Source organism: Akkermansia sp. GGCC_0220, from assembly GCF_017566105.1.
GTDB lineage: Bacteria > Verrucomicrobiota > Verrucomicrobiia > Verrucomicrobiales > Akkermansiaceae > Akkermansia > Akkermansia massiliensis.
In genome coordinates, this window is sequence record NZ_JABFCI010000008.1 from 19,421 (window position 1) to 34,117 (window position 14,697).

The 14,697-nt window shown below is 58.1% G+C and carries 12 protein-coding genes and 1 pseudogene; 4 read left to right on the plus strand and 9 right to left on the minus strand.

From position 1 onward, the window contains the following. Positions 1-11: 11 nt before the first annotated feature. The 9 genes from HJW02_RS07345 to HJW02_RS07385 are packed head-to-tail and all read right to left on the minus strand — an operon-like array spanning position 12 to position 10,686. The gene (locus tag HJW02_RS07345; protein ID WP_102722103.1) at positions 12-812 is read right to left on the minus strand and encodes a LysM peptidoglycan-binding domain-containing protein; all 801 of its coding nucleotides are present in this window, start codon (positions 810-812) and stop codon (positions 12-14) included. A gap of 23 nt (positions 813-835) precedes the next feature. Continuing rightward, positions 836-2,146, minus strand: coding sequence for a UDP-N-acetylmuramoyl-L-alanine--D-glutamate ligase (murD, locus tag HJW02_RS07350; protein WP_180970924.1), 1,311 nt, complete (start codon positions 2,144-2,146; stop codon positions 836-838). An 11-nt stretch (positions 2,147-2,157) separates the two neighbouring features. Beyond that, positions 2,158-3,261: a phospho-N-acetylmuramoyl-pentapeptide-transferase gene (mraY, locus tag HJW02_RS07355; RefSeq protein WP_022397710.1), complete on the minus strand. Its 1,104-nt coding sequence runs from the start codon at positions 3,259-3,261 to the stop codon at positions 2,158-2,160. A 5-nt stretch (positions 3,262-3,266) separates the two neighbouring features. Continuing rightward, positions 3,267-4,640, minus strand: coding sequence for a UDP-N-acetylmuramoyl-tripeptide--D-alanyl-D-alanine ligase (gene murF / locus HJW02_RS07360; RefSeq protein ID WP_102727615.1), 1,374 nt, complete (start codon positions 4,638-4,640; stop codon positions 3,267-3,269). Positions 4,641-4,658: 18 nt separating this feature from the next. Further along, on the minus strand, positions 4,659-6,164 hold the full coding sequence (locus HJW02_RS07365) for a UDP-N-acetylmuramoyl-L-alanyl-D-glutamate--2,6-diaminopimelate ligase (protein WP_102722106.1): 1,506 nt from the start codon (positions 6,162-6,164) through the stop codon (positions 4,659-4,661). A gap of 7 nt (positions 6,165-6,171) precedes the next feature. Then, positions 6,172-8,271: a penicillin-binding protein 2 gene (locus HJW02_RS07370; protein ID WP_102722107.1), complete on the minus strand. Its 2,100-nt coding sequence runs from the start codon at positions 8,269-8,271 to the stop codon at positions 6,172-6,174. Between the two features lie 16 nt (positions 8,272-8,287). Continuing rightward, positions 8,288-8,632: a hypothetical protein gene (locus tag HJW02_RS07375; protein WP_022397706.1), complete on the minus strand. Its 345-nt coding sequence runs from the start codon at positions 8,630-8,632 to the stop codon at positions 8,288-8,290. 23 nt (positions 8,633-8,655) lie between these two features. Beyond that, positions 8,656-10,221: a 16S rRNA (cytosine(1402)-N(4))-methyltransferase RsmH gene (gene rsmH, locus HJW02_RS07380; RefSeq protein WP_240454359.1), complete on the minus strand. Its 1,566-nt coding sequence runs from the start codon at positions 10,219-10,221 to the stop codon at positions 8,656-8,658. Between the two features lie 9 nt (positions 10,222-10,230). Beyond that, a complete protein-coding gene (locus HJW02_RS07385; protein WP_022397704.1) occupies positions 10,231-10,686 on the minus strand; it encodes a protein MraZ in 456 nt (151 codons plus the stop codon). A 157-nt stretch (positions 10,687-10,843) separates the two neighbouring features. Between HJW02_RS07385 and HJW02_RS07390 the strand changes: the two genes are divergently transcribed. From HJW02_RS07390 to HJW02_RS07400, 4 genes and pseudogenes are all read left to right on the plus strand, one after another. Next, complete coding sequence (locus HJW02_RS07390; protein WP_022397703.1) at positions 10,844-11,623, plus strand: MBL fold metallo-hydrolase; 780 nt, start codon at positions 10,844-10,846, stop codon at positions 11,621-11,623. A gap of 52 nt (positions 11,624-11,675) precedes the next feature. After that, the gene (locus HJW02_RS07395) at positions 11,676-12,305 is read left to right on the plus strand and encodes a trimeric intracellular cation channel family protein (protein ID WP_180970923.1); all 630 of its coding nucleotides are present in this window, start codon (positions 11,676-11,678) and stop codon (positions 12,303-12,305) included. A gap of 1,021 nt (positions 12,306-13,326) precedes the next feature. Then, positions 13,327-13,502: pseudogene (locus tag HJW02_RS14135) on the plus strand (AAA family ATPase); the annotation flags it as partial. A gap of 123 nt (positions 13,503-13,625) precedes the next feature. Next, the gene (locus HJW02_RS07400) at positions 13,626-14,678 is read left to right on the plus strand and encodes a CHC2 zinc finger domain-containing protein (protein WP_102722109.1); all 1,053 of its coding nucleotides are present in this window, start codon (positions 13,626-13,628) and stop codon (positions 14,676-14,678) included. Positions 14,679-14,697 lie beyond the last annotated feature (19 nt).

The following is a 14,697-nucleotide window of genomic DNA, read 5'->3' on the forward strand; positions in this document are numbered from 1 at the left end:
AGAGAAAGAACTTACTTCTTGGGAATCATGATCTTTTGACCGATCTTGAGGCGTGCTACGTCCCGGTCGTTCATCTTGTTGAATTTCTGGAGGGAGCGCCAGTTCATCTTGTACTTGCGGGCGATTACGGAGAGGGTCTCACCCTTCTTCACGATATGCGCCACGCCGTCCGGTTCCGTTTCCGCGGCGGCGGTTTTTTCCGGCGCCATCTTGTCGCCGGGGCGTGCCGGAATGACGAGCGTGCTTCCGCTGACAAGGCGCTGCACCCTGGGATTGACGGCTTTCAGGTCATTGACGGCCACCTGGTTGTCACGGGCGATCCGTTCCCACGTATCCCCCGTGCGCACGATGTGGCGCGCAGGACCTGCCACCGGAGCGGCGTCCGGAATGTGTTCTTGCACGGCGGGAGCCGGCTGCCTGTTCGGGCGCGCGTCCACCACCTGTTCCGGCTGGGTGATGGTGACCGGAGCTGCGGGAGCGGCCTGGGGAGCCTGGGGCAGAACCGCCGGGGGAGCCGCAGGAACGGGCGTCTGGGAAACGGTGGGCGGCGCGGGAAGGGCGGTTGCCATTTCCACGGTCTCCGTCGTATTCCTGAACCAGGTGCTGCGGACATAGACGCCGCCGATAACAAGAAGATGGAGAAGAAGGAGGACGACGAGCCAGCGCACGACGGTGCTGCTGGGAGCGTCATCTTCAAATTCGGAGACGCGTGCGCGGTATCTGCTGAGCTTGGCACGGAGCACGGTGCCCATTTTGCGTTTCGGACGGGTGCGTCCGGTCGGATTGTGATCGGGGGTCTTGGTCGTTTTCATGATGGTGGGTTTCTGGTGGGTTGTCAGGAAAGGGGGGAGAGGGCGTTCACCGCGTCCCGGAAGGCCTGGCCGCGCTGGACGTAGCCGGTGAACATGTCAAAGGAGGAGGTGCCGGGGGAGAACAGGACGGTGTCTCCCGTCCTGGCGCGGGCGCGGGCCTTGGCCACGCAGTCCGCCACGTCCGCTGCTTTTTCCGTGGGAACCACGGGGGAAAAGGCGTCCTGGAGCTGGTCCGCAATCTGGCCGAAGACGACGCACGCGCGCACCTTTTCCTTCAGCATGGGCCGCAGGGGCAGGTAATCCAGTCCCTTGTCCTTGCCTCCGGCAATCAGGATGACCGGGGAATTCTGGGATTTCAGTGCCGCTTCCAGCGCGTGCAGGTTCGTGGCCTTGGAATCGTTCAGCCACAGCACGCCGTCCAGCGTGCGGACGGTCTCGCAGCGGTGGCCGGGGGGAGTGAACTCCTTCAATACTTCCGCGGCGGTTTCCGCTGGAATGCCCAGGTGGCGGCAGGCCAGGAGGGCGGCCATGACGTTTTCCGCGTTGTGGCGCTGGTTCAGGGTGGTATCCGCCAGGTTCAGCAGGGGCTTGTCTCCCTCCATGACCTGCGGTTCCCGGTAATAAAGGTCCGCCGCCGGATCTTCCGAACTGAAGGTGCGGACGGGTACATCCAGGTGCGGAAGCCGCTCTTCGGAGCGTACCACGGCCAGGTCGTTTTCCGTCTGGTTGTCGAAGATGTGCAGCTTGGCGTGGTAGTAATCCTCCACGGACTTGTAGCGGTCCATGTGGTCCGGCGCAAAATTGAGCCATACGGCCACGTCCGGGTGGAAATCGCGGATGGTTTCCAATTGGAAGGAGCTGACCTCCAGCGCCAGCACGTCCGGCACGGAATCCCGGAGCAGGATTTCCGCCATCGGGACGCCGTAATTGCCGCAGGCGACGGCCGCCTTTCCGGCGCGAAGCAGGATTTTTTCCACCAGGGACGTGGTAGTGGTTTTTCCGTTGGTGCCGGTGATGGCGATGATGCGGCCATGGTAGAAGCGGCAGGCCAGCTCCATTTCACCGATGGTTTCCACGCCTTCCCGCCCGAAGGCCCTGACAAAGGGGCTGTCCGTCTCAATGCCGGGGGAGATGACCACCAGGTCCGCGCGGAAGGCCCGCCCGTCTTCCTCCGTGGCGGCGGCGTGCAGGGGAATGTCTTCCGGCCAGCCGCCGACGGAGGCGGAGGTATCAAACACGCGCACCCGGGCGCCATGCTTCATGGCGAGGCGCGCCGCGGCGCGTCCGCTTCTTCCCGCTCCCAGGATGGCGATGTTGAGGTTGTTGAGCTGCATGTTCGTGGTTGTCAGGCGGTGGTGATCAGGAAAAGGCCCAGGAACGCCAGCAGGAGGCTGATCATCCAGAAGCGGGCAATTACCTGGGTTTCCTTCCATCCCTTGAGTTCAAAATGGTGGTGGATGGGAGCCATGGCGAAGATGCGTTTGCCGTGGCGCAGCTTGAAGCTGCCTACCTGGAGAACGACGGATGTGGCCTCCATGACGAAAACGCCACCGATGACGATGAAAAGAAGCTCCTGCGCCGTGCAGACGGCGGCCATGCCGAATGCTCCGCCCAGGGCCAGGGAGCCGGTATCCCCCATGAAGACCCTGGCCGGGTAGCAGTTGTGCCACAGGAAACCCAGGCAGGCGCCCACCAGGGCCATCATGAAAACGCTGATTTCCCCTGCGCCGGGGTGGAAGGGGATGTCCAGGGAATCCGCCATCAGCCAGTTCCCGCAAATGGCGGCAATGATGGCGTAGGAGATGCCCGTGGTGACGGAGCAGCCGGAGGCGAGGCCGTCCAGTCCGTCCGTCAGGTTCACCGCATTGGAGGCGGACATGACCACCACGACGCCGAAGGGAATGTAAACGTACCACGGCAGGTTCACCTGGCCGTAGAACGGAATGAACAGGGAGGAGACGTAGTCATGCAGTTCCACGCGGGGGCTGCCTTCCGGGTACAGGTACAGGAACGTGACGCCCGCCAGCCCGGCCAGGAACTGGATGAAGAGTTTTTTACGCGCGGAAATGCCGTCCGAGGTTTTCTTGGCCACCTTCAGGTAGTCGTCCCGGAAGCCCAGCAGTCCCAGCGCCAGGGTGACGAACAGGCAGGAGATGATGAAGGGATTGTTCATTCTGGCGCACAGCAGGGTAGCCGCCGTCATGGAGCCTACGATCAGCACGCCGCCCATGGTGGGAGTTCCCGCCTTGGCTCCGTGGAGTTCCGCCAGCTTGTGCACTTCCTCCGCGGTCCTGATGGGCTGGCCGATTTTCAGGGAAATCAGCGCGCGGATTACCCGCGGGGCGAACATCATCGTCAGGACAAAGGAGATGAGGCAGGCCAGCAGGGCTCTCCCTGCCGGTTCTGCAAGCGCCCCCGCGGGGCTGAGCTGTTCAATGAAGGAATGCATAAAATTTACTGGGGCGGAAAGGTGAGGTTCATGACTTGCTCCATCCGGGCAAGGCGGCTGCCCTTGAAAAGGACGATGTCTCCCGGCGCCGTGTGGCTGCGGAGCCATTCGGCGGCTTCCTCTGCGGAGCCGAAGTTCAGTCCTTTGGTAGATGAGTTCGGAGAAATGGCGTCCGTAATCCGGGCGGCGTCCGTTCCCACGCTGACCACGCAGTCAAAGCGGAGCTTTTCCGCCGTGCGTCCCACCAGCGCGTGCCCTTCTTCGGAAAACGTTCCCAGTTCCCCCATTCTGCCCAGCACCGCAAAGCGCCTGCCGGTGCAGGAAAGCTCCGCTGCGGTGTGCAGGGCGGCCTGCATGGAATCCGGATTGGCGTTATACGTATCGTCCACTACCAGAATGCCGTTGGACCGGGTGCAGTGGAGCCTGCCGCCCGTGAGCTGCGCCCGGTTGAGGCCGGAGACGATTTGCTCCTTCGCAAGACCTGCCACCCAGCCGGCGGCGGCGGCCAGAAGCGCATTGGCCACCATGTGGCGGCCGTGGACGGGCAGTTCCACCACCTCCCGGCAGAAATCAGGAATGGAAAGGGTGAAACGCGTCCCATTCTCCGTGGAGACCGGGTTTTCCGCGCGGACGGTTCCGGAGTCAATGCCGCACTCAATGCACGCGGCGCGGGTGGACCGGCGGATCATGTCCGCATAATCGCAGTCCGCCGGGAAAATCATGAAGCCGTCTTCCGGCAGGCAGCGGGCTACCGTGCATTTTTCCCGGGCAATGTTTTCCCGGGAGCCCAGGTATTCAATATGGGAGGTGCCGATGCTGGTGATGATGCCGATCTTCGGGCGCGTCATTTCACACAGGGGGGCCAGTTCTCCCGGATGGTTCATGCCCATTTCCCACACGGCGGCCTCGTCCGCCGGGGAGGCCCGGAGGATGCTGAGGGGAACGCCGATGTGGTTGTTCAGGTTTCCCTGCGTGGCGATGGTCCGGAGTCCCTGGGAAAGAACGGAGGCGGTCAGGTCCTTGGTGGAGGTCTTCCCGTTGGAGCCGGTCAGGCCGATGGCGGTGAGGGTCAGTCCGGCACGCCACCAGGAGGCCAGCTGCTGGAGGGCTTTCAGCGTATCCTCCACCAGGATGACGGCGCAGGAGGGGTCCATCCCTTCCTCCACGCGGCTGACGACGACTGCCGCCGCGGTGCGGGAAGCCTCCGGGGCAAACAGGTTGCCGTCAAACTTTTCTCCTCCCAGCGCGAAGAAAACGGCATGGGGCGGCAGGGCGCGGCTGTCTGTGCACACGCCTCCGGAAGCGACCCTGTCAAAGGGGCCGCTGACCAGTTTTCCGCCGATGGCGTTGCAGATGCCGTGTGCCGTGAGGGAGGTCATGAAAGATGAAATGATGTGTTATGCCTGCGGGAACTCTTCCCTCTCCTTGATGAACATGTTGCGCCGCACTTCCTTGGCGTCGCTGAAATCGATGCGTCCGGTGGAAAGCTCCTGGTAATTTTCATGGCCCTTGCCCGCAATCAGGACGACGTCCCCCAGCCGGGCCTGTTCGATGGCCGTGGCGATGGCCCGGGCGCGGTCCGGAATGATGGCGTACCTGCCTTCCGGCATGCCCGCCGTAATCTGGCTGATGATGGAGAGGGGCTCCTCGCTCCTGGGGTTGTCGGAAGTGACGATACAGGCGTTAGACAGGCGCGCGGCCACGGCGCCCATCAGCGGGCGCTTGCCCTTGTCCCGGTCACCGCCGCAGCCGAACACGGTAATCAGGCGGCGGGAGCAGATTTCCTTGAGCGTCCTGCAGACGTTTTCCAGGGCGTCCGGCGTGTGGGCGTAATCAATGAAGATCTGGGCGCCTCCGGGGTGGGTGAACAATTGCAGTCTGCCGGGAACCTGCGGAATGTTCTGGAGGTTCGCGATGGCGTCCCGTACCGGGATGCCGGCGCAGATGACGGCCGCCAGCGCGGCCAGGCTGTTGTACATATTGAATTTGCCGATCAGGGGCACGCGCACCAGGTAGCTTTTTCCCTTGTATTCCAGTTCGTATTCGCTGCCCTTGGCCGTGGCGTGGTGCACCAGCATGCGGAAATCCGCGCCCAGGGCGGAACCGTAGGTCTTGACGGCCATGCGGCCGGAGAACATTTCCGCCAGGCGGCGGCCGTAGGCGTCGTCAATGTTGATGACGGCCACGGGCTTGCGGCGGGCCCTGGTGTCCTGCGCCATCTGCTCGAACAACTTCGCCTTGGCCTGGAAATAATTCTCCATGGTGTGGTGGTAATCCAGGTGGTCCTGGGTCAGGTTGGTGAAAATGCCCACGTTAAAATTAATGCCGGCCACGCGTTCCTGGTCCAGCGCATGGGAGGATACCTCCATGGAAACGCCGCGGCAGCCGTTTTCAAACATCTCCTTCAGCAGGTGTTCCAGCTCCAGCGGGCCGGGCGTGGTGTGGGTGGAGGGGGTGATTTCCTCCCCGTTGTCATAGGCGATGGTGCCGATCAGCCCGGCGCGCAGCCAGGACTGCTTCAGCAGGGAATGGGCGATGTAGGCCGTCGTAGTTTTTCCGTTCGTCCCCGTCACGCCTATCATGGTCATGTGGCGGGAGGGATGGCCGTTCCAGGCCGCGCCCATCAGGCTGACGGCCAGGCGGGAATCGTTCACCTCCACCCAGCTGACTCCGGCGTCCCTGGCTTCCTTCGTGCAGGGCATTTCCGCGACGACGGCGCAGGCTCCGCGGCGGATGGCTTCCGGAATGAACTCGTGGCCGTCCGCCTGGGTTCCCTTCAGGGCAATATAGCAGGAGCCGGGCAGAACGCGGCGGCTGTCGCATTCCAGATGGGAGATTTTCACCTGGGGGGAGCCGGTGAGCGTATGGGCGGGAAGGTCTTTGAGCAAGGTAAGTAGCTTCATGATAGGATTATCTGCGCGGCGGTTTGGACGGGGAGGAAGAGGCTTGGGCGCGGGAGGCTTTTTTGTCTGCCTCCGCGGAAGGGGTATTCTTGGGAATGTTCATGGCCGCCGCCAGGCGGGTGGCCAGTTTCTGGAAGACCGGAGCGCATACGGTGCCGCCGCCGGGGTGGCAGTGCTTGGAGGTGGGATCGTCAATGACGATGAGGCAGACGAAGGCCGGGTCCTCCACCGGAAGCATCCCTACAAAGGAGACGGTATAGCGGTTGTCAAAATAGCCGCCCGTGGGCTTCACCTTGTGGGCGGTGCCGGTCTTGCCCCCCACGTTGTAGCCTTCAATCCGCGCCCTTTTGGCGGTTCCGTCCAGGTCCGTGACGTGGAACAGGGCGTTCCGGAGGTTCCGGGCTGTTTTAACGCTCATGACCCGGCATACTTCCACGGGGGGGGAGGGCTGGAAATTCTTGTCGTCCACGTAAATGCCGTCCACCAGCCGGGGGCGCATGCGCACGCCGTCATTCGCGATGGCGGCGTAGGCCATGGCGACCTGCAAGGGGGAGACCATCAGGGAATAGCCGAAGCTGATGCGGGAGAAGTTGACGAAGTTGCTGCCGTCCTGGCACTGGCTGTTGGTTTCCCCCGGCAGGTCGATGCCCGTCTTGGAGGAAAAACCGTACAGGTCAAAATACTTTTTATACGTGGGCCAGCCCGATTTCAGCGCAATGCGGAAGGCGCCCGGGTTGCTGGACTTTTTCAGCACGCCCGCCACGGTCAGGCCGCTGTAGAAACGGGGGGCGTCCGTGACGGGGCGGGAGCCGGGCACCATGTAGGGCGTGCAGTTGATCATGGTATCGAATGTGGCCTTTCCGCTGTCCACGGCGGACGTGACGGAAACGATCTTGAAGGTGGAACCCGGTTCGTACAGGGACTGCACGGCGAAGTGGTAGGCGCCTTCCTGCAGGCCCTCGCGCGTATTTAAATTATAGTGGGGACGGCTGGCCATCGCCAGAATGCTGCCGGTCTTGGGCTCCACGACGATAATGCAGCCGCGGGGCTTGTGGGTCTGGTCCGTGTAAAACGAAATGGCGGCGTCCAATTCCTCCTCCACGATCGTCTGGTACTCCATGTTCACGGTCAGGCGAACGTTCAGGCCGTCCACGGCGTCCTTGAAACGGGAATCCGCGGAGGGGATGATGCGGCCCCGGCTGTCCTTCCGGTACTCCCTGATGCCGTTGTGGCCCAGAAGCTGGTCGTCCAGCTGCTTTTCAAGGCCGGAAAGGGCCACGGGCCGCGGACCGCTGTCCTTCGTCTGGGCGATGTAGCCCAGAATGTGCACCATGCATTCCGGCACGGAATAAACGCGCTTGGAAGAAGTCTCAAACCGGAACCCCTGGACGCGGGCGTTCTGGATGGCCTGGCGCAGCAGTTCCGCTTTTTCCTCGGACAGGTTCTTGGCGATGACGATGCGCTTCTTGGGAATCTCCCCGTCCTTTTCCACCGTGTTGATGATGTCCTGCACGCTCATGTCCGGCAGGAAGGGGGCGATCACGCTGGCGGCGTATTCCAGATGGGCCTGCACGTATTTTCTCACCATCTCCGGCTCATAAAGCTCTTCCAGCTTCTTCCTGGCCATGTCCACCCCTTCCGGGCCGTCCTCAGGCTCTTCCAGCAGGATTTTCGCCAGATTGTGCTCCTTGCTGCCGTCCTTCTTGCTGGCCGCCTGTCCCAGGATTTTGCTACGGAAACCGGAAACGAGCTTCTCTTTCTCCTTGTCCGTGGCGGCTTCCCCCCAGAAGGCGGAGTGGACGGCCTTGGAATAGGCAAGCGCCCAGCTGATGGTCTTGGGATCGTTCAGGTGGTAGCCGTCCGCAATCAGCTCGGAACTCTGCATGTTGTTGGTGAGGATCTCCTCATTGGCGTCCATGATGCGGCCGCGCTGGGGCAGGAGAACCTCCCGTTCAATAATGCCGCCGCTGGGGACTCCGCCCGTTTTCCGGGGGGAAACCAGTTGGAGGTTGACCAGCGTCAGCATCAGCCAGATGACCGCAGCGCCCGCCACGCCGCACAGGACGAGGCTTCTTCTGGCAAATCTGGACTTCGTGATCGTGGTCATGAACGGCTCGGCGCATTTAATTGCCTGCCGCGGCAATGCGGGAGGCGTTTTCGGAAGAAATGTATTCTACGGCTGAGGGCTCGATAGGCTGAAGGTTGGACTTGTCCTGGGCCAGCCTGTCGCGGATGGCCCAGCGGCTGGTCAGGGAGGAAGTCTTGGAACGGTAATATTCCTTCGTGAGTTCGCAGGAAGCGATCTCCTCGTTCATTTGCTTGATGTCGCGCGCGACCTGGATCTGGTCGTTTTTCAGCACGGCATAAGTGATGCCCGCCCCGCAGGTGAGGGAGGCGAAGGCAATGAGCCACATGATCATGCTCACGCTGATCTGGTGGCCGGTGAAACGCTGTTTGAATCTTTTCATGGCGGTGGCGAAGGAGAGATGGGTCAGATGATTTTTTCCACGCCGCGCAACTTGGCGCTGCGGGAACGGGGGTTGGTTGAAAGTTCTTCTTCTCCCGCAGTGACGGGCTTGCGGGAAAGCAGGCGGAAGCAGTAATCCGGGTTGGGGCGCGGAGCCGGCCATTCCGGACGGTCGATTTCCGGACGGCTCCGGAGGTCGAAGAACTGCTTGACCCTGCGGTCTTCCAGGCTGTGGAAGGTAATAACGGCCATGCGGCCCCCCTTGCCCAGCAGGCGCACGGAGGAATTCAGCAGCGCGTCCAGCGCGTCCAGCTCCCCGTTGACGGCGATTCTCAAAGCCTGGAACGTACGGGTGCCGGGATGCTGCCGCCCCTTGCGCGGAAGGACGGATTCCACCACGCGGGCGAGCTGGGCGGTGGTGGTGATGGGAGCCAGGGAACGCGCCTTTACGATGGCGCGGGCAATGGCGCGGGAAGCCCGTTCCTCTCCGAACTGCCAGAGGATGTCCGCGATCTCTTCTTCCGGGGCCTCGTTCACCAGGTTGCGGGCGGAAAAGGCGGCGCGGGTGTCCATGCGCATGTCCAGCGGGCCGTCTTCCCGGAAGGAAAAGCCGCGGGAGGCGGTATCAAGCTGGTGGGAGGAAACGCCGAGGTCCGCCAGCAGGCCGTCCACCTGGGAAACGCCCTGCTGGGCGAGGATGCTTTCCACATCCTGGAAATTGCCGGCGAGCACCTTGAAACGGGAGCCGAAGCGGGCCAGTTTCAGCGCGGCGGCGCGGCGGGCGTCCGGATCGCGGTCAATGCCCCAGACGGTAGCGCCCTGTTCCAGAAGAAATTCCGTATGGCCGCCGCCGCCGAGCGTACAGTCCACGATCAGTTTGCCGGGGCCTGCCGCCAGCATGTCCACCGTCTCATGCAGCAGAACCGTAACATGGTTGAAACCGTTGCCGGAAACGGCTCCGTCCGTTTCCGCGTCAGCGGAGGCGGAAACGGCGTCATCCCCCAGTTCGGAAACCAGGGCGTCCACTTTGGCTCCGGCTTCCGGAGCTTTCAGGGCTTCCGTGTGGTACACGCCTTCCCAGTTCATGGAGGGGGCAAGCGCCTTCCAGGAACAGACCAGCTCGTCCACCCCCTTCTCCTCCGTCAACTCCGCAATCACGTGCACATGGTTGCGGCAGATGCTCCATGCCAGCACGCGGCAGGACGTTTCCGCCGCAATGGCATTTGCCAGGGCCTGCGCCTCCTCCGTGCGGACATGCGTACCCGCGCCCGCGCGTAAAGAAAGCTCAACATGGCCGTCAAAAGCCCGGTTCAGGCTGGAGGACAATGCGCCCAATTTGCCATAAGCGCCCTTCTGTCCCGCCAGGGACATTTCCGCGGTGATGCGTGCCTTCTCCTGCTGCCAGGCGATCATGTCCTGCGCCGGAAGGGCGTCATGCCCCCAGAAAACAATGGAATAAGCCGTAACCTCCGCATTCAGCCCGGTTCTGGCGCCGACGCCCAGGCCGGAAACAAGCCAGCCCGGGCGCAGCGCAAGCGTTGCGTAGGGATGGGCCTGATGCGTGGGCGGAATGGTAGGGTCTGGGGGCATGGAGGGAGATCAGAGAATGCCGTAGGATTGGTTGATATCGGAAATATTGGCGTTTTCACGCCGGGAGACTTCTTCATAGAGAGAAGGTTCCCATAATTCGAAATATCCTCTCCGAGCGGCGAGCCGGACGGAGGAACTGAGCTGTGCGTGTTCGCACATTTGTTTGGGTATCAGTAGTTTGCCCTGGGCGTTGATGATGGCCTCCACGCAGTTGGCATATAATCTGCCGATGAACAGGTCGATCTGCGCTTCCGTGTAGCCGGGCGTGGCTTCTATCTTGTCAATGAGTTGCTGGAATTTTTCCCGCGTATAGGCTTTAACGGTCGGCAATTCAAGGCGCCGGCCGGATAGCAGGAGCAGGGCGCAGCCTTCGGTAGGCCTCCATTCAGCCGGAATCGCAATCCGGTTTTTGGGGTCCAGCTTGTGCGTGTATGCACCAAAAAGGTTGTCTGATACACTGCTCATCGCATGCAAGTACACTACGTAGTGACTTCAATACACTTTAATGCACCTGAAATGTCAACCCCGTACTGGAAAAAAGTATTTTTTCTTGTGTTCATGTCGTGAAAAAAAGCATTGATCCGCTCTTGCGCCGCTCCGGGACCGGTATTATATTCCGCGCATGATGCAGTTTTGCGTGTTGGGCAGCGGCAGCGGAGGAAATGCCACCATCGTCAAGGCGGGGGAAACCGTCCTGCTGGTGGATGCCGGGTTCAGCGCCGCCAGGCTGCGGGATAAAATGAAATCCGCCGGCGTGGAACCGGAGGAGCTGGACGCCATTCTGCTCACCCATGAACACACGGACCACATGAAGGGCGTGCATCAGTTCACCAGGAAATACACCGTGCGCGTCTATGCCACCCGCCATACGGCCATGTGCGTTCAGGAAAAGGCGCCGGAAGCTCCCTGGGCCTACTTTGAAAAAGGGCAGTCCTTTAAAATAGGGGATATCGTCATCACCCCCTTTGCCACCTACCATGACGCCGTGGACCCGGTGGGATTCAAGTTTGAAACGGAACGGTCCAGCCTGGGCTTCATTTCCGATACGGGGCAGGCCCCTGGCTGCGTGGCGGAACACCTCTCCATGGTGGACAGCCTGGTGGTGGAATCAAACTATGATCCGGACATGCTGGCGGCCACCCCCAAGCGGCCCTGGCCGTTGAAGCAGCGCATCGCCTCCACGCACGGGCACCTTTCCAATGAACAGGCCTGCGACCTGCTGAGGCGCATCGCCCATGACGCCCTGAAAAACGTAGTGCTGGCCCACCTGAGCGCAGAAAGCAATTCTCCGGAATTGGCAGAAAGCCTGATGCGTGCTACCTTGCATGACATGGGACTGGCTTCCACCTCCCTGTTCTGCGCCAGCCAGGACTCCTGCCTGCCGTGGATACGGGTCTGCTGAATCCGCCTCTTTCCTTCCTCCTGCCGCCATGTTCCTCTCCATCTGTGAAATCATGAGCACGATCATTGGAGCCCTGGCGGGATCCATTGCTTCTTCGCGCGTGAAAATGGACCTGTTCGGCGTGATTGTCTGCGGCACCCTGGCGGCCCTGGGCGGAGGGACCGTGCGCGACCTTCTGCTGGACATTCCGGTGTACTGGACGCTGCCCTCCGGGGAAATCTTTGTCCTGGCCGCCGTCGTCACCAGCCTGGGAACCTTTTACGTGGCCCAGAAATACCCGCCGCCCATGGGCACCATCCGCGTGGCGGACGCCATCGTTCTGGCCCTCTTCGGCATGATCGGCACGGAAAAATCCTACCTACACGGCTATACGTCTACCGTTTCCGTGATGATGGGCATCTGCACCGGCGTGGCGGGCGGCCTGCTGCGCGACGTGCTCACCGGAAACGTTCCCTACGTGTTCCGTCCCGGGGAACTGTATGCCACCGCGGCTCTGCTGGGCGGCGTAGCGTACGCGGTACTTTACTACTTCGGAGTCGACTCTTCCACCTGCTTTGTGACGGGATTCATCGTCACGCTCTCCGTGCGCTTGGCGGCCATCCGCTGGAACTGGAACCTGCCTTCCTATATTCCATTATTCACTTCGGATGCCGACTCTCCGCCTGAAGAACCGGAAGCCTGACAGGTGGGAATGTTTCCATGAGTCGTTAGGAGTGCGGCATCTGCGGCAAAAGACCAATGGCGCTAAGACTTGTCACGGAGGGCACTGGGATATTGTAAAAGGGCAGAGGCAAGGCATTAGCCGGGGGCCTGATGTAGGAGCAATGAAAAGGTCCTCCACGCCGCCGTTCTTTAAAAATGAACGAGGTCTGTGCCGAACTGCAGGGAAAAATCGTGTTGCGTAAAATGCTTACTGCTGATGAAGAGAGAGTTGCCTTCTTAGCTGGAAGAGGAGAGCCCCAGAGGCATATATCCCTCCCAGCAGCGTTCTGTGTTTTCGGATTGGTAGCGGTATCTTTGAAATCATAGAGATAATTGTTAAGATTGAGGGCTTTCCCATGCAGATACCACTGCAAGTTGTTTCCATGCTTTTTCAGTATTGGCAAATTGTTGCAGATACATCGTAATCTCCATTCTTGTGCTTTCATTCTGTCGTGGGCCCAACATAAGTTGGAATTTCCTTTTCAGTATTCTCGGTGTTTACGAGCCCCGAATCTCTGGAACCTTGTGAGTAAAAATAAATGGTGGCCTTGACCTAAGTTAGCGTGAGAAGAAAAAATAAAAAGTTCTTATTGTAATAACATTAAACTAATATCCAGATTAGAAATATGGAATCATTTCAAAATATCTGCAAAAAGTTTTTGAGTGATTGTCTTCTTTTCATAAGATGGTGAGAAGAAAGATCCGGAGCCGGGAGAAACCTGTTGATGGACGCATCCCTCTACTTCCCAAGCAATATATTTAAATCACTGATAATCAGTAACAATTCGTTTAATCAGTATAAAAATTGTAAATATACAATATGGGGAAAATGCAAATTTTAGGTGATCATTGTTTTTCTGTACATAATGTACTGCTTTCTTTTAGCCGTTTTGTGGAATGTTTACTATCAAATACAAAGTGCTGAATAATAGTTCCGGTTGCCAGAAGTGCTCAGATTTCCAATTATAGAGCGGCAGTTCTAGTTTGAAAGGTAGTAATGGTTGGAAAGTACTATTTCCGTTATTGATGAGATACAGAAGATAATCAACTGGAGCAAAGTCGTAAAAAAGAGTGGAATGAAGATACATTGCACGACCTTAATATCAAAGTCTTGCTTCTTGGTAGTAGTCGCGTACTATTGGAAAAGGAATTGTCAGAATCATTGGTAGGACGATTCTAGGAAATCCGTGTGAATCACTGAAGCTATCAGGAAATTTTGTCAGCCAAGAATTTATTCACCATTTGAGATATTTACTGGATTGAATGTAAATAGATAATCATGTAAAATTTCAGTTTTTATATGGCAAGAATATCACAAGAAACTATATCCCGTTTGCGTATGCTCTCTTGCGAGAGTGTGGCAGAGCAGTTAGGAATTGAAGTGAGAAAACATAAGGCCTTATGCTTTATGCACGAAGACCATCACCCAAGTTTATCGTTTTTTGGTAACAATAGGGAGAGGTGGAATTGTTTTGTCTGCAACAAAGGTGGTAGTGCCATAGATTTTGTGACTGAACGCATGGAATCTAACTTTGTAGAAGCGTGTCAGTGGCTATGTAAAAAGTTCGGAATTCCTATTGAAAATTATTATCATGCTAAGAACAGCATAAAGGAAGTCTGTATCAAAAAGAAATTAAAGTCAGAAAAGACAGAGAAACCATTTTCAAAGAATGTAGCTCAATGGATCCTGGATAATAATTCACTCACTGAGAAAGGAAAGGAGTTTCTGTTTGGGAAGCGGTTCCTCAATAATGAGGTAATAAAACAATTGAATATCGTATCAATCGACGATTCCAAATTGTTAGTTAAGAAGATGGTCAAGGTTTTCGATTCAAATACCTTGCAAGATAGTGGCTTCATAACTGCCACCAACGGAAAGTTATACTTCTGTTTGTTCACACCTTGCTTGATATTCCCTTACTACGATGAAAGAACTGACTTAATAGGAATGCAGTCACGATACTTAGGTACACAGAAGGACGCTCCGCGTTTTCAGTTTATATCAGCACAGAAGACAAGGTTATTTAATTTGCCTGTCTTGAATACGATGAAGTCTGGCGAGGATTTGTACATCAGTGAGGGCGTAACCGACTGCTTGGCATTGCTTTCAACTGGGAAAAAAGCTGTGGCAATACCGGGTGCAAGGATATTGCCACAATTTGATTTGATCAAGTTGAAAACTTATAAACTGCACATGTATCCAGACCGAGATAAGGCAGGAAGGGAAGCGTGTGTTAATCTTAGAAGATTTTTTATCAATCACTATGCGATGTTCAAAGAGGAACAGCTGCCCGAAGAAGTAAAGGATTACAGTGAATATTATATAACGACGCATGGAATACAAGAAGGTTGAATAATAAAAGTACAAACTA

What these genes read in the sequence shown, in the direction of transcription:
- HJW02_RS07345 (WP_102722103.1), bottom strand. Translation starts at nt 812, where the DNA reads ATGAAAACGACCAAGACCCCCGATCACAATCCGACCGGACGCACCCGT.
- murD (WP_180970924.1), bottom strand. Translation starts at nt 2,146, where the DNA reads ATGCAGCTCAACAACCTCAACATCGCCATCCTGGGAGCGGGAAGAAGC.
- mraY (WP_022397710.1), bottom strand. Translation starts at nt 3,261, where the DNA reads ATGCATTCCTTCATTGAACAGCTCAGCCCCGCGGGGGCGCTTGCAGAA.
- murF (WP_102727615.1), bottom strand. Translation starts at nt 4,640, where the DNA reads ATGACCTCCCTCACGGCACACGGCATCTGCAACGCCATCGGCGGAAAA.
- HJW02_RS07365 (WP_102722106.1), bottom strand. Translation starts at nt 6,164, where the DNA reads ATGAAGCTACTTACCTTGCTCAAAGACCTTCCCGCCCATACGCTCACC.
- HJW02_RS07370 (WP_102722107.1), bottom strand. Translation starts at nt 8,271, where the DNA reads ATGACCACGATCACGAAGTCCAGATTTGCCAGAAGAAGCCTCGTCCTG.
- HJW02_RS07375 (WP_022397706.1), bottom strand. Translation starts at nt 8,632, where the DNA reads ATGAAAAGATTCAAACAGCGTTTCACCGGCCACCAGATCAGCGTGAGC.
- rsmH (WP_240454359.1), bottom strand. Translation starts at nt 10,221, where the DNA reads ATGCCCCCAGACCCTACCATTCCGCCCACGCATCAGGCCCATCCCTAC.
- HJW02_RS07385 (WP_022397704.1), bottom strand. Translation starts at nt 10,686, where the DNA reads ATGAGCAGTGTATCAGACAACCTTTTTGGTGCATACACGCACAAGCTG.
- HJW02_RS07390 (WP_022397703.1), top strand. Translation starts at nt 10,844, where the DNA reads ATGATGCAGTTTTGCGTGTTGGGCAGCGGCAGCGGAGGAAATGCCACC.
- HJW02_RS07395 (WP_180970923.1), top strand. Translation starts at nt 11,676, where the DNA reads ATGAGCACGATCATTGGAGCCCTGGCGGGATCCATTGCTTCTTCGCGC.
- HJW02_RS07400 (WP_102722109.1), top strand. Translation starts at nt 13,626, where the DNA reads ATGGCAAGAATATCACAAGAAACTATATCCCGTTTGCGTATGCTCTCT.